Origin of the sequence: Vibrio metoecus (assembly GCF_009665255.1) — a bacterium.
Taxonomy (GTDB): domain Bacteria; phylum Pseudomonadota; class Gammaproteobacteria; order Enterobacterales; family Vibrionaceae; genus Vibrio; species Vibrio metoecus_B.
The window spans coordinates 438269-453823 of record NZ_CP035687.1 but is presented as its reverse complement, the minus strand read 5'-3'; the positions used below and the strand labels follow the sequence as shown (position 1 = coordinate 453823).

Below are 15555 nucleotides of genomic sequence, written 5' to 3'. Positions count from 1 at the left end.
GTAATACCATTTTGCTCGTTAGGATTTAGTGGACTCTGTCATCATTTACCTCTTGTTCAATCTGAGGCATTCACATAACTAAGGCATGGTGGGAAAGTCGCAGTAGAAAGTGACATACGACGGTATTCCATTTTACAGTCTCTGCATAGGGGATTTCTCCCGTTGCTACGAGCTGTCTGCTCGTGAGGCAGAAAGACTTTAGGATGACAATTTGATGCTGGGTATTTATCCGTTCTTTCCGATCATGAAGGCCTGCTCTTGTCTTAGATGCCTATTGTTTTTCCTGTTCCTTCATCGTTACAGCCAACGTTCCCACTTTCATCCTTCGCTATTCAATCGCTTTTATTTTTGAATTTCTTCAGACAAATCTCTCTGTATTTCGTCGATTACGACAGCTGAGAAAGATTGTAGCGGGAGCGATGGTATCATCATGATTGCATATTCGATGCTTTCGAGTAGTGCTTATGTGACGATGGCGGAATATCACATATTCAAAGGATTAGCGATTGGCGTTTCGAAGATGGTTGAACAAAAAGAGCCACATAATGTGGCTCTTTTGCTATTGGTTTCATACCTAAATCGGTTTAGCCGATGATGACTTTGTCACTGGTTTTGAAGAACTGCGACGAGGGCGGTTTGCGGGTTTTTTCGGCGCTGAATGAGTGCCGCCTTTTTTCGCTGTGCGAGCTTGCCCTGTAGGTTGACCTCGGTGGCCAGCTTTAGGTTTGTTTTCAGCTGCGCTGCCTTTGTTTTCTCCAGTTCCCTCTACCTTTTTAGGCTTTTTGGGCTTTTTCGGCTTCAAAGGTCGAGTGTCTAATTTTGACTCAGGGAGTTGGTTGGTCGGCTCAAATCCCGCTAAATTTACACGGGGCAGTAAGGCTTGCGTTAAACGCTCAATCGCAAATAATTCCGGTGCTTCAATGGCACTCACCAAAGAAATCGCTTTACCGACTTCACCTGCTCGGCCTGTTCGGCCAATTCGGTGCACGTAATCTTCAGCAATTTTCGGCAATTCAAAATTCACCACTTGAGGCAGTTGCGGGATATCAATGCCACGCGCCGCAATATCGGTTGCGACCAGAATACGCACCTCTCCCGCTTTAAAATCCGCCAGTGCTCGGGTGCGTGCGCCTTGGCTCTTATTGCCGTGAATCGCGGCCGCGGTTAAACCTTGTTCGTTGAGATAGGTCGCTAAACGGTTGGCACCATGCTTGGTACGCATAAATACCAGCACTTGTTGCCAATTCCCCTCTTTGATCAATTTCACCAGCATGTCCGGTTTCTTTTTCACATCAGCAGGATAAATGCACTGCTCAACGGTTCTTGCCGTTGAGTTGGCTGGGCTGACTGAAATTTCGACGGGGTTATTCACCAAGCCTTTGGCAAGCTCACGGATTTCGGTCGAAAAGGTGGCTGAAAACAGTAGGTTTTGGCGCTTTTCTGGCAATAATTTCAGTATTTTACGAATATCACGAATAAAGCCCATGTCGAGCATGCGATCTGCTTCATCAAGTACCAAAATTTCCAACTGATCAAATTTGACCGCATTTTGGTTATACAGATCCATTAAGCGGCCTGGGGTTGCCACTAAGATATCCGCACCTTTACACATTCGCTGCATTTGTGGGTTAATTTTCACACCACCAAACACAACCGCGCTCTTGAGCGGTAGATGGCGGCCATAGAGCATGACATTGTCTTGGATTTGTGCGGCCAGTTCACGCGTTGGGGTAAGGATTAAAGCACGAACTTGATTGGCGCGAACTTTTGGCCCTTTTGCCAGCAATTCTAAAATGGGTAGCGTAAAGCCAGCCGTTTTTCCTGTGCCAGTTTGAGCTGCGGCCATCACGTCTTTGCCTGCTAAAACCGCAGGAATAGCCTGTAACTGAATCGGTGAAGGCGTGTTGTATCCTTTCTCTTCAATAGCTTTAAGGATTGGCGCAGACAGACCGAGCGAGGTAAAACCCATATATCATTCTCAACAGTAATCAAATAACGCGGGAAGTCCGCGCAAAGCCCGCCATTCTGAGGCCTTTATTGATTAGTAGCAACCGCTATCTACAATGCCAAGTCATTTGGGTAGAGAGATCATGAAGATTGGTCGTCAATAAAAAGAGCCACACTTAGTGGCTCTTTGGCTATTGGTGACAAGCTTGGTTTAGCCGATGATGATTTTGCTGAGCACAAATCCTACACAGCAAGCAGAGATCACCGCAATGAGGCCGATCGACATAAAGGAGTGGTTGAAATACCACTTACCGATCTTGGTGGTGCCTGTGTTATCGAAGTTGACGGTGGCGATATCCGATGGGTAGTTCGGAATAAAGAAGTAACCGTACAACGCTGGCATCAAGCCAATCAGCAGTGCAGGTTCTAAACCTAGCCCTAAACCAACAGGGAGCATCATCCGCGCGACTGCGGCTTGTGAGTTCACCACCACCGACACAATGAACAGCGCCAGAGCAAACGTCCAAGGGTAGTTGGTCACCATTTCCACGATGCCAGATTTAAATTGTGGCATGGCGTATTGGAAGTAGGTGTCAGACATCCATGCGATACCGAAGATGGCAATCGCAGCAACCATGCCAGACTTGAACACCACACCGTTAGGTACAGAGCGAGGGTCTGTTTTGGTGGCGAGCAAAATGATACCGCCGAAACAGAGCATGATCATTTGAATCACCATGTCCATGCCAATTGGCTTGGTGCCTTCTTGAATGGTGCGGATCTCCGGCCACATTGCAATCACCACGATCACTAAAATCGAGGAGATAAACAGCAGCACGGAGTTACGTGCTGACGCTGGCAAGGTTTCATCGAGTGAGGTAGCGGTGGTATTGAGAATTTTCTCGCGCCAGACTGGGTCTTGCAGTCTTGCTTGATATTCAGGATCGTTCTCCAGCTCTTTACCGCGTCTCAAACTGTACAGCGACATTAAAAGCGTACCGAATAAAGTCGCTGGTACCGTGACCATCAAAATCGATAGTAGGGTGATTTCATGGTTAATGTTGGAGAGTTGTGCCAAGTAGTAAACCACGGCGGCCGAAATCGGCGAGGCGGTAATGGCGATTTGTGACGCAACGGATGCTGCTGCCATCGGGCGCTCAGGACGAATGCCGTTTTTCAGGGCAACGTCACCAATGATTGGCATGATCGAGTAAACCGCATGGCCTGTACCCAGCATAAACGTCATGGTGTAAGTGACAAAAGGGGCAATTAAAGTGACGCGTTTGGGGTTTTTGCGCAGCATGCGCTCCGCCACTTGCAGCATGTATTTTAAACCGCCAGCAGCTTCAAGAATCGAGGCACAAGTGACAACCGCGAGGATAATTAACATTACTGTGATTGGTGGTGAAGTTGGTGGCATCTTGAAGACGAAAACTTCGATAACCAAACCAATTCCCGACACGACCCCAAGCCCGATACCGCCGTATCGTGAGCCGATATACAACATCAGCAGTAGAAAGAGAAATTCTACATATAACATCCCATGTTCCCTATATTGAAATGAAGTTATATGTATTGTGGGATTTCATTTGCAAAAATTATGAAGCAGAGTTCACAGAATTCTAGCTGGAAGAAACGAGATTTCGTTATTCAGGTGGGAGTCACACTATCGGGCTGAAAAGTAAAGATTTTTAGTGCTTTTGTGTAACGAGCTTGTTGCGCCACACAAAGCGTTATTTTGACTATCAAGCCAAGCGAAAGGCTTGGCTTGATGTAGGTCAATAAGGCGTCTAGTCGTAAATGGTCGGAATAGGCTGGCGCTTATGCTGAGTTGCGTTATAAATCGCCACTAAACGCTGGCTAACTTCGGCAGGTACGGCTTTACCTTCTAAGAAATCATCAATCTGTTCATAGGTCAGGTTTAAGGCGGCTTCATCGGCTTTTTGCGGCGCTAACTCTTCAAGGTCGGCGGTGGGGGTTTTGCAAACCAACTGCTCAGGTGCGCCTAACGTTTTGGCAAGCAAGCGTACTTGGCGTTTGTTGAGGCCAAATAGTGGGGCGAGGTCACACGCGCCATCCCCAAACTTGGTGTAAAAACCGGTGATGTTTTCTGCAGAATGATCGGTACCTAGCACTAGGCCGCCGACATAGCCGGCAATTTCATACTGCGCGACCATGCGCGCGCGCGCTTTCACGTTGCCTTTGATGAAATCAATCTTAGCCGGATCGCTTGGGATAAGTCCGGTATTCGCCAGTGCGTGGTGAGAGGCAGCATGCAAACCATCGACTCCGGCTTTGATGTTGACGGAAACCGAGTGAGTTGGGCGAATAAAGGAGAGTGCGAGTTGCGCTTCATCTTCATCTTTTTGCTCACCATAAGGCAAACGCACCGCGATAAATTGGTACTCCGTCGTATTGTGTTGCTGGTTGAGTTCTTCAACGGCGAGTTGAGCTAAACGGCCACAGGTGGTGGAGTCAACACCGCCACTAATGCCCAGTACCAATGATTTGCAGCGAGCTTCAGTGAGCTTACGCTTAATAAAAGCCACGCGGCGTTCGATTTCAAAATGAGGATCAATCGAAGGCTGAACGCGCATTTCTTCACGGATCTTGTGTTCCATAGGTTCCTTTCCTGCAAGCAATGTCAATTTTTCGGTGTATGATACCGCAATCGTTGAATTAGAAAACCGAGAAAGGGCATTTCCTGATCGGCTAGGTGCACAATGAAAAAAATTGCGGTGTTTGGCAGTGCTTTTAATCCACCGACCTTAGGCCACAAAAGCATTATTGATTCGCTTGGTCATTTTGATTTGATTCTGTTAGTTCCAAGCATTGCTCATGCTTGGGGCAAAGTCATGCTTGACTATGATCAGCGATTGCAACTGCTGGATCAATTCATCGCAGATATTGGCTCCAGCAAAGTGCAGCGTTCAGATGTTGAATATGAGCTGTATACGCCGCAAAACTCAGTGACCACTTACGCAGTGCTTAACGGTTTGCAAGCACGGTATCCTGATGATGAGCTTACCTTTGTGATGGGGCCAGACAATCTCCTCAACTTTGCCAAGTTCTACAAAGCTGAGGAGATATTGCAACGTTGGACCGTTATGGCCTGTCCCGAGCGAGTGGCCATCCGGAGTACCACGCTTCGCGAAGCTCTGCTGATGGGGCAATCTATTTCGGCCTTGACCACCTCTGGGGTTGCGGCACTGTTATCTCAGCGCCAGTTGTATCTCAACCTTGAACCTTAAGTTTTCCGGTTAGCCGAGTTATTGCAGTTTGAACTCGGTTAACTGGTGGCGAATCTCTTCCATCTCTTGCTGATATTCACTGACGATGCTGTTCATGGTGTTGGCCAGTGAGCCTGTGTTTTGTGCAATTTCAGCTAATACGTCGACATCACGATCGACTGCGTCACTGGCGGTAGATTGCTCAGTGGTGGCGTTGGCAATGCTATTGATGTGTTGATTGACCAATTCAATGACAGACTCCAGTTCTGCGACACTGGTTTTTACAGTCGAAACAGAATCAAAGGTGACATGTGTGGCTTCGCGGCTTTTATCCATGTTTTTCACGGCAGTAGTGGTGTTGGAGGAGATATTCGCTAGTAGCTGGCTGATATGCTCTGTCGCTAATTTACTGCGTTGTGCTAAATCGCGGACTTCGGAAGACACCACGGCGAAGCCTCGACCATGTTCACCGGCTCGCGCTGCTTCAATGGCCGCATTGAGTGCCAGTAAGTTAGTTTGTTCGGAAACCCCATTGATGGTATCGACTATCTTACTGATGTTTTCTGCATCCGTTTCCAAATCTTTCATGCATTTTTGAGTTTGTTCAATCTGCTCAACCAACGCTTCTACTGAACGGAATGAGGTGAGGCTTTGAGTTTGGCAAGCAATGACTTTATCAGTCATTTGTTTAGTTTCTTCTAAAGCTCGCTCTGAGGATTGGGCAATTTCCACACTGGACTGAGATAACTGGGTCATCGCAGCGGCAATATTCGAACATTTTGCATTGGTTTCTTGGCTACTGCGGCCCAGTTGTTGAGAGCTGGTGACTATCTGTGTGAGTTGCTCAGTGCTGTGTTCATTGGTGTTGAGTACATGTTGTAGCACTCGGCGGATACTGTCGGTTAATCCGTTGACACTACGTGAAATCTGCGAAATTTCATCTTTACCTGTGTCTTTGAGAGTTTGGCTTAGATCGCGATGAGCCGACATCTGCGCCAACCCGTGAGTGAGGTGTCCCACACGAGATTTCAGGCTACGGACAGAAAAATAGAGTGAGCTCAGTAAAGCCAACCCGATCAGGATACTCAGTAGCAGTATGCTCCATTTATTACTTTCTGCTTGCTTGGCCTGAGAGGTGGAGAGATCAATCATTTGGGCTTGAATGCTGTTCCGCAGTTGGTTAATGAGCTTAATTTGTTCTGTTGCGGCACTAAACCATTCTTGAGGTGCTGGGCCTTGCAGGTTATCGAGCGTTGTTTTTTGGCTGAGGTAGCTTTGTTGAGTGTTGAGTACGTTTTGCCATACGTTGGTATTTTTCATTTGATTCAAACTGTTGGCAAGTTCATCAGACATGGTCATGAGTGCTGAACGTTCCGCATAACGGCCAGATTCGATATAACCATTAATCGACGTGTACTGCGCGGCATCCGAACGTTTACTGGCAAATGCACCATTGAGAGCGCCCCGCACTTGTCCAGCACGCTCTTTCATAACCACCACGGAAATCAAGGAGCTGCCTAACTCGGCGACTGAAGGATTATCAATAGTTGAGAGCATGATTAAACTGTTATCAATGGCGAGTTGGTTGAGGTTCGAATAGTAAGTAAAAGGAGACAACGAGAGTTTCAAAGCATCAACTTGTTCACGCACGTTTTTTACGTTAGCGAGTTGGCTTTTTACATCGGCTTTCAATTGTTCAATCAAGCGGGTATCCAAGAATGCAGGGTGAAAACCCAGTAAGGCGGCAATGTGTCGATCACTTTCCTGGCGCTGTTTTTGTAAAGCCTCGACCTGTGGACCTTGCCCTTTGGCACCGATCACGCCCGCAGTTAATCCTCTTTCCAATGCTAAATTATGCGCAAGGTTGTCATACAAAAGGATCAGTTGAACCGTTTCTTGATCATGTTCGGCACTGATGGCTCGTTCTTGATAGCTTATGTAGTGGTCAGTGGCGAGCAGCAGTGCAATAAGGATTGGTAGCCCCGCAAGTACGGTGACAATTTTGTATAACGGGTAATAAGTCAACAATGATTTCATGGATGCCTCTGACGTCGATTTATTTTTTATCCAACCAGTTTAGACAATGAATTGTCTTTGCGATGTGAAACTATAACCAATTTAGCTTTAGCATGAAGCCGTCACAGCCTGCTTAACGGGATTACCATTGAAAAATAGGGAATATTAGCCACTGATGTCACGTCATTGTGCTAAAACTAAATAAGGTCAATAGCGTTTGAATGTGGAGAGAACATGGATCTGTTTGCAGATATGCGGCAAGGCGAGGTGGTAGCGAAGGAACAGACTATGCTACACAACTTGGACCCTTGGCGTGTTTTATTGGTTGATGATGATGAGCAGATGCATCAAATAACTCGTTTAGCGTTGACTGGGTTTCAGTTTCAAAATCGCCCTCTGGAATTGATTTCGGTGTTATCGGGGCTTGAAGCGCAAAAAGTGATGGCTGAACAATCAGACATTGCACTCGCTTTGATTGATGTGGTGATGGAAACCGAGGATGCCGGTTTAGATTTAGTGCGGTACATTCGTGACACATTGCAAAATCGTCAAGTTCGTTTGGTGTTACGCACTGGTCAGGCGGGGCAGGCACCAGAAGACAAAGTGATTAAAGATTACGAAATTGATGATTACAAAGAAAAAACAGAACTCACCACTCAAAAACTAAGAACCTTACTCTATTCGATGCTGCGCGCGTATCGTGATTTGTGCCTGATTGAAGATCAGAAACGGGGCCTGAGCCGCGTGATTGAAGCATCAGCGAATGTACAGAATACGAGAACGCTACAAACCTATGCAACGGCAGTACTGAGCCAACTCACCTCGTTGCTAAAACTGCATGCATCCGCTTTTTACTGTGTCGTTAATCCCCACCCTGGAAGTGAGCAGTACAGTGCACTTACAGTAGCTACTACTGCAGAATGCGTTGATTTATATGTGGAATCCCCTTTCGAAGGTTTACCAACAGAGGTTGAAGCGCGCTGTAAAGAGGTGCTAAATAACGGCCGCTCTTATGATTACGGTGACGCTTACGTCTTTTTTAAACAAGACGATCGTGGTGTGGATAGTGTGCTGTATGTGGAGCTTGAACAGGCGCTTTCTGAATTAGACCGAAAACTTCTCGAAATCTACATGTACAACATTGGCCTTACCTTCGAAAACATTAATTTGATGGTGGATTTGCGTGAAACCTCGAAGGAGCTCGTTTATAACCTCGCGAATGCAGTGGAAGCGCGCAGCCGAGAAACGGGGGCGCATGTTCAGCGCGTCTCTTTGTTCAGTGAGCGATTAGCGCGCCTGTATGGGCTATCGGATACGGATGCGGAGATGATTAAAAATGCCTCTCCATTACATGATGTCGGTAAAGTGGCGATTCCCGATAGCATTTTGCACAAACCAGGGAAACTGGATGCCCAAGAATGGGCGATCATGCAGAAACATGTTGAGTACGGTGTGGATATCCTGAGTCGTTCGAAACGACGTTTAATCTATGTCGCGAAAGAGATTGCAGCCACGCACCATGAGAAGTGGGATGGCAGCGGTTACCCAAATCAATTGCAGGGGAATAACATCCCGATTTCTGGGCGCATCACTGCACTTGCTGATGTGTTTGACGCGTTAGGAGCCAAACGCTCTTATAAGGAACCGTGGCCGGATGAGCAAATCCGCAATGAACTGGTGGCGCAAAAAGGCCGACATTTTGAACCTAAATTGGTGGAGTTATTGCTAGAACACTGGGATGAGTTCATTGCGATTCGCTCCTCGTTACCCGATTAATTAAGTCAGTCAAACTCTCTAGGCCCTTTCAAACCCCAGCTAAACAGCTGTGGATGTGCTTTCTCGTATTACGGTTGTAGGTCTGAACTGGGTAAGATATCGGAACTGGATAATGCCGTTTGTGGTAAAGCTTGCGGTAAGGTGATCACATAATGTACGCCTTGCCCCAGTTCTGATGAAAAAGAGAGCCGACCATGCAGTTTCTGTTTAACCAGATTGAATACGAGATTGAGCCCTAACCCTGAACCACCTTGCCCACGCTTGGTGGTAAAAAAGGGTTCAAATATCTTTTGATGTAATTCCTTGCCCACACCGCATCCATTGTCGGTGTATTCGATAATTATGTTCTGATCTTTTTGATAAAACTGAATGTCAATCATTGGGTTAGAGCACGTAGCAAAGGCGTGGTTTACGCTGTTCATGACGAGATTCGTCATGATTTGCGTTAGAACTCCCGGTAAGCTGTTCATGATGATCGCGTCATCTCCATGCAGTTGAGGTTCGACGGGTATTTTACGTGTCTCACTGTGCAAACTTGCCATGAGGGCTTCCAGCACTTGTTTCACGTTAAACTGGCTTCGGCTCTCTGACACTTGGTCTACGGCAGTTTGTTTAAAATCACGGACTAATCGTGCGGCGCGGCTGAGATTGCTTTCTAGCATGGTTGCACTTTGTGTCATTCGCTCCATGAGTTCGGCAAATTGCTGGCTGGTTAACGTTTGTTGGTTGAAAGCCTGAAGTAGGGATTCTCGTGTTTCTTGAATCACTGAAGCGGCGGTTACCGCAATTCCTAAGGGAGTATTCACTTCGTGCGCGACACCAGCGACTAGGCCCCCCAATGCCGCCAGTTTTTCTGATTCAATCAATTGAGATTGAGTTTCTTGTAACCGTTTTAAGCTGGATTCGAGATCTTCGGTTCTGGTTGCCACTTGCTGTTCAAGATCTTGGTTCATGATTTCTAAACTTAGTTGAGCCAATTTGAGCGAAGTAACATTAATCGCAGTGCCACGAAAGCCAAGAAATTGTTGGTCGGCATATCGTGCAATGCCTTGAAAGAGTAAGTAGGCATGCGAGCCATCATGGAGTTGGATTTCAACCTCACAGTTGGAAAAATCACGTTGGTGAAGCAAGCTCTCCATCAACGCATTCGATGATTTGAGGGGCTCAATCAAAGCCATTTGGGGTTTTGAGTCATCAGGTAGATCTAGAGCTTTGCTCATCGCTTCTGAACTGTAGATCAGCTCTCCAAGCTGGTTGGTTTCCCATAGCCAGTCTGAGGCGGCTTGTGCAAAGTCTTCCAAACGTTCTTGCTCTGCTTTGATGTTACGGTAAAGCGTAGTGACGCTATTGGCGATTTTGTTGGTTTCATCACCTAGCCACTGTAACTCATCATTTTTTTCCATAATCCAGTGATTATAAGGCAAACGCAAAGGCCTCTTCGGGTGGCGTGGATTGTACTGACGTAAGAATTGGGCTATGGCAAAAATACGTTGATTCACACTGGCGTGAAAAATTAACAAAATTAAATAGCAGACAATCGCCGTTTTTAGCGCATTGACGGCTAGAGTGACCAGAAACTGACGAATTAAATAGTTGTAGATGCCCTGAGCATCTGATTCCACATACAACTCGCCAATTTTTTCGAGTTGATGAGTTTCAGGATTGGTGAAATTGAGAGGAAAGCGGCTATTTAACGCCATACTAGAGACAGGATGCCCAGCAGAGAAATGATAGTTACCCGAGGTGATCTCCATGTAATCCACATTCGGCAGATTGACTAAGCCTTCTAGCCGTTGGGTGAGAACCAGCAAATCATAGTTCCACAGCGAGCTTGCCAATAAATCGGCATGAATCGTTTTGATTTCATTGTGCCGCTCTTCAACGTTATTGAATTCTCGATTGTAATCAATGTACGTTTGAGTGAGGGTCATCAGTAACGTCACGGCGCCACTTAAAATCACCATGATAAGAATGATGCGGCGGCCGATGCGACTGAGTATCGGATTGGAGTCCATTTCTTCTATATTTCGATGGGTCATTCTCGTGCATTCTTTTAGGAACCTTGTGATTGAGTATAGATGGAGTCGCCGGAATGTAGGAGATGGCGGGGAGGGACGTGTGATGGAATTGAGAGATTGATGGCCACAAAGCGTTTTTAAGCCAGCGGTTTGGCGAGTCTAGACTACACTTGCATGACATTAGGGAGGAAACAATATGCGTTGGTGGATGGGGTTAGTCTGGTGTTTTTGCATGCCTACATGGGCAGATGATGTGTTGGTGATCCAAAGTTATCACTCGGGTTATGCTTGGGATGCGAGTTATATCCAAGGTTTAAAAGAAGGAATAAAGCCCTCGCACCAACTGCACTTTTTTGAAATGAATACCAAGCGGATCCCGGTGCGAGAATTCAGTGCAGCCGCGGAGCGGGCTTTTCAAACCTATCAGACGCTAAAACCCAAGCTTGTAGTCCTTGGCGATGACAACGCACTGTATTATCTTTTGCCCAAACTGTATAACGAGCCGATCTCGATTGTGTTTCTCGGCATTAACTCAAATCCAAGAGAGTTGCTGGACGAGTATTCGGGGATTGCTCAAGTGACGGGAATTTTAGAACAGCCTCTGTTTGTAAAAAATATGGCAGAGATTGGCCGTTTATTACCGCAAGATAAGCATCGCGTGCTGGTTTTATTCGACTCGGGTAATACTTCAAAAATTGCTTTGGAGTATATGCAAAGTCAATATGCGCTGATCAAGAAAAACCTAGGGTTGGATGTGGAAATCCGAGCGATTGAGAAAGAAGTGCAGTGGCACGATGCCATTGAACAAGCCCCTCAACAAGGTTATGGCGCGGTTATCGTCGGCTTATATCAGACTCTGATTGATGATACAGGGCGTCATATCCCTGCGGAAAATATCCTCAGTTGGACCAATCAACATTCTCGGTTACCTTTATTTGGATTTTGGGATTTCTCCGTCGGTAAAGGTAAAGCCGCGGGTGGGGTCGTATTATTTGGATTAGAGCAAGGTGAAATGGCTGCTGAACTGGTGACCCGTATTCTAGATAAGCAAGAACCTGCCAAATACATTCCGATCCAGATTAACCGCCAAGGGAGAGGCGTTTATCAACCTGAAGAGTTTGCACGCTGGGGTCTAACTCCGCCGAAGGACTGGTGGCCAATCAAGGATTGATTCGCTCAGAAAAAAACACCGCCCTATGGGGCGGTGTGAAAAAATTAGGCTTCAACCGGTTCTTGTTGCCAGCGTTTTTGGCGTAGGTTAAAGGCACAAAACAGCACAAACCACACACTGCTGGCCGCTAAACCTGCCCAAACGGAATGCAGTAAACCCATCGCTAGATAACCGAGCAACGCACCCATCGCGGCACTGATGGCGTACGGAAGTTGAGTGACCACGTGATCAATATGGTGGCTACCTGCACCGGTTGCAGAAAGGATACTGGTGCTGGAAATCGGTGAGGCGTGATCTCCAAACACTGCGCCTGCTAATACAGCAGAGAGGGTTGGTAGCATCAAACTGATGTCTGACGCTGCAGCGATATCGCCCGCGAGTGGCAGCATAATGCCGAAAGTACCCCAACTGGTGCCTGTGGCAAAGGCCATCAAACAAGAGAGTACGAACACTAAAGCCGGCAGCAGTTCAACCGGTAGGTTACCTTGCGTTAGTGACGCGAGGTAAATGCCAGTTTGTAGATCGCGCACCACACCGCCAATGGTCCAGGCAAACAGCAAAATGATGATCGCTGGCATCATGGCCATTACGCCTTTTGGTGCGGTTGATAACCATGTTTGCGCAGACAGTTTTAAGCGCAGTGACAGAACAATCGAGACCGCCAAGCTACACAGTGCGGCGTAAACCAGCGACTGAGCCACATTGGTGTTTTCCAAAGCGCCAATCAAAGAGAAAGCTTCACCTTTGGTCGTTAATACGGCGTTGCCGGTTTGGATCATGAAAATCAAGGTGGTGATGGTCAGTACCGCGATGGGCAAAACCATATCAATCATGGTGCCGCGTGCGGTTTCTCCGCCTTCCATATCTAAGCCCGCAGGGCGGCCTTTGCTTTCATCCCACAATTTACCTTCACGAGCCCATGCTTCATGTTGGCGCATTGGGCCAATATCCATCGGCAGGAAAATGACTGCGAGCACCATAAGCAAAGTAAATACTGCGTACAGGTTCATCGGGATCATCTGTACAAACGCTGAAATCGCACTGATATCTGTCATTTCGTGGGCGGCTAAAATTCCGCCAATCAGGGCGATGATATAAGCACCCCAAGAGGAAATCGGTGTAATTACACAGACAGGTGCAGCGGTAGAGTCGAGCAAATAGGCGAGTTTCGCGCGCGAGATTTGAAAGCGATCCGTCACTGGGCGGCAAATCGCACCCACAGACAAGCTATGGAAAAAATCATCGATGAAAAAGGCAAATACCATTAACCCTGTCAGCGCTTTTGCACTGCGGCGATCTTTACATTTACGTTCAGCCCATACTGCAAAAGCGCGTGTTGCGCCTGATGCGGTCATTAAACTGATCAACCCACCTAGTAGTAGCATGAACACCAACATGTTGATGTTATCGCTGTTGGCAGCACCATTTGACCAGAACAAGCCGCTGATCTTACCGAACAGGTATTGCAATGTGTTTAGAGGAGAGAAATGGTTAAGCATGATAGCGCCAGCGAAAATGCCTGCGCCTAAAGAGAGTAACACTCGGCGGGTCGTAATCGCGAGCAGCACCGCCAGTAGCGGTGGGATGACCGAATAAATCGAGTCAGAATAAACGGCTAAATTCATGGATCTCACATCACCTTTTCAGGTGGAGATCTACCAGCAGGATAAAAAACACATTTCAGCGAAATAACACTTCTTATCCTTCAAGGTAGCGCTCCATAGACAACAAACTATGGCAGTCCGACATTTGTTCAATGCTGGCCCAGCGAACGTTGATGACGCAACGATCACTTCGGCGCTGTACCCTTTAACCAGTCATCATCGGGGTCAACCTACGACTGGCGACTCATGAACAGCGCGCCTCTACTTAAAGGAACGTGTACCACTTTGAGTGATTCACTCAAAAACTGTGACACACAACGTATATTACTGCCTTTTCAGGTGACGACAAGATTTAATTTCCCCATTTCTGCAGCGAAATTGATCTCATCCGGTATATTCGCGAAGCAGCGAGAGCTTTCTCTCTTTAGATGGCGATCGGCATTTCATCTGAAGGCGGCTGTTTGGTGTAAACGCGTTTTAGCCCCCACAGTGCCACGACCGACATCAGTAACATGATGGTACCGAGTGGCAGTTGATCTGACGCAGGGAACATCGCGGCAAACAGTGTTGCGAGACCCGCACCTAAGTTTTGCATGCCACCTAAGATTGCCCCGCCAGTCCCTGCATGATAAGGGAAAGGAGAGAGTGCGCCTGTGGTTGCGGCTGGGAATAAAATGCCCGCACCAAGGAAGTAAATCGTAGCGCCACCAATTAAGGACCATGCGGTTGTCATGCCAAGCAGGCCGGGCAACATAATCACCAGAGAACCGGTGAGGATTGCGATCAAACCGACACGCATGGCGGCTTTTTCACGCCAGTGACGAGCAATCAAGTTAGAAAGCCACGCGCCCGCTAAGTAGCCAGGAATTGGCAATACAAACAGCAAACTCACGGTGGTTGCAGGCAAGCCAAGTACACCACCGAGTAACACGCCGGCAGCTGCCTCAAAAACCGCAAGACCTGCAAAAGTGGCAACAAGGCAAATTAAGTAACCTTGGAAGCGGCGATCGGATAACACGTAGTGATAGCTGCGCAATACCGGTTCTTTCTTACGCGCAGCCTTAGGTAGCGTTTCCACCATGCTGGTCATCATGGTAATCACGACCGCAATCGCAAACAGAGACAAGAACAAATAACTTGAACGCCAGCCAAAACTTTCCGTTAGGTAGCCGCCTAAGACGGGGGCGACCAAAGGTGAGAAGATAAGGCACATGCTAATTAAGCTGTTCACTTTATGTAATTCAGCTCCGTCAAAGCAGTCACGAGAGAGTGTGCGGGACATCGCACCGCCACAACCAATCCCAAGGCCTTGCACAAAGCTACCAATCAAAAACCAAGAATATTGATGTGCAAAAAGGGCAATCAGTGAACCGAGGACATAAATGATTAACCCAGCAATGATGATGGGCTTACGACCAATGCGATCCGACAGCGTACCGTAAACGAATTGTGACAAACCATAAGGAATAAGATAGCAAGCCATCACCGCCTGTAGTGCAGCCGGTGAAACCAAAAATTCTTGTGCCATGTACCCAATAGAAGGCACGTACATGGTTTGGGTTGCTTGACCCACAGCAGCCAGAATAGCGATAAAAAAGGTCAGTTTTGCGACAGAAAGCGAGGCAGACATCGTTATCTCCAGATAAAAACAATATCTTATTAAAATCAGCTAATGAAAAATCGTTAGAGAGCACTGCTCTCGGCGCGAGATAGTATTGCTGTACCCCTTATCTATCAATCGATTCTTGCTTTTTTGTTCACGATAAATATCTATAGATTGGATTATTTTTTCT

General features: G+C 47.1%; 10 protein-coding genes and 1 riboswitch. Of the genes, 3 read left to right on the top strand and 7 right to left on the bottom strand.

The genetic code is table 11. The annotated features are described in order from the left end of the window. Positions 1-574: 574 nt before the first annotated feature. The 3 genes from EPB59_RS15570 to nadE form a co-directional block, all read right to left on the bottom strand. Positions 575-1969 (bottom strand): DEAD/DEAH box helicase, encoded by a 1395-nt coding sequence (locus tag EPB59_RS15570; RefSeq protein WP_154173691.1) that lies wholly within the window; start codon positions 1967-1969, stop codon positions 575-577. A 189-nt stretch (positions 1970-2158) separates the two neighbouring features. Then, a complete protein-coding gene (locus EPB59_RS15565) occupies positions 2159-3487 on the bottom strand; it encodes an anaerobic C4-dicarboxylate transporter (RefSeq protein WP_000967523.1) in 1329 nt (442 codons plus the stop codon). Between the two features lie 250 nt (positions 3488-3737). Next, a complete protein-coding gene (gene nadE / locus EPB59_RS15560) occupies positions 3738-4568 on the bottom strand; it encodes an ammonia-dependent NAD(+) synthetase (RefSeq protein ID WP_095469034.1) in 831 nt (276 codons plus the stop codon). A 102-nt stretch (positions 4569-4670) separates the two neighbouring features. On the opposite strand from nadE, the gene EPB59_RS15555 reads away from it, so the two are divergent. Next, positions 4671-5198, top strand: coding sequence for a nicotinate-nicotinamide nucleotide adenylyltransferase (locus EPB59_RS15555; RefSeq protein ID WP_095457358.1), 528 nt, complete (start codon positions 4671-4673; stop codon positions 5196-5198). 18 nt (positions 5199-5216) lie between these two features. Here the strand turns inward: EPB59_RS15555 and EPB59_RS15550 are convergent, their stop codons facing one another. Next, positions 5217-7214 (bottom strand): methyl-accepting chemotaxis protein, encoded by a 1998-nt coding sequence (locus EPB59_RS15550; protein ID WP_154173689.1) that lies wholly within the window; start codon positions 7212-7214, stop codon positions 5217-5219. Positions 7215-7427: 213 nt separating this feature from the next. Here EPB59_RS15550 and EPB59_RS15545 point away from each other — a divergent pair, with 213 nt between their 5' ends. Beyond that, positions 7428-8969 carry a DUF3369 domain-containing protein gene (locus EPB59_RS15545; protein WP_055050071.1) on the top strand — a complete coding sequence of 514 codons (1542 nt, stop codon included), beginning with the start codon at positions 7428-7430 and terminating at the stop codon, positions 8967-8969. Positions 8970-9037: 68 nt separating this feature from the next. Here EPB59_RS15545 and EPB59_RS15540 read toward each other — a convergent pair whose 3' ends face one another. Continuing rightward, on the bottom strand, positions 9038-11008 hold the full coding sequence (locus EPB59_RS15540; protein ID WP_154173687.1) for a sensor histidine kinase: 1971 nt from the start codon (positions 11006-11008) through the stop codon (positions 9038-9040). Positions 11009-11183: 175 nt separating this feature from the next. Between EPB59_RS15540 and EPB59_RS15535 the strand changes: the two genes are divergently transcribed. Next, positions 11184-12158: an ABC transporter substrate-binding protein gene (locus tag EPB59_RS15535; RefSeq protein ID WP_154173685.1), complete on the top strand. Its 975-nt coding sequence runs from the start codon at positions 11184-11186 to the stop codon at positions 12156-12158. A gap of 44 nt (positions 12159-12202) precedes the next feature. On the opposite strand, the gene EPB59_RS15530 is transcribed toward EPB59_RS15535, so the two are convergent. Next, positions 12203-13783 carry a Na+/H+ antiporter NhaC family protein gene (locus EPB59_RS15530; protein ID WP_195707172.1) on the bottom strand — a complete coding sequence of 527 codons (1581 nt, stop codon included), beginning with the start codon at positions 13781-13783 and terminating at the stop codon, positions 12203-12205. A 78-nt stretch (positions 13784-13861) separates the two neighbouring features. Beyond that, a riboswitch (Lysine riboswitch) is annotated at positions 13862-14034 on the bottom strand. A 152-nt stretch (positions 14035-14186) separates the two neighbouring features. Then, positions 14187-15392, bottom strand: a complete 1206-nt coding sequence (gene emrD, locus EPB59_RS15525) for a multidrug efflux MFS transporter EmrD (protein ID WP_195707171.1) — start codon at positions 15390-15392, stop codon at positions 14187-14189. Between the last annotated feature and the right edge of the window lie 163 nt (positions 15393-15555).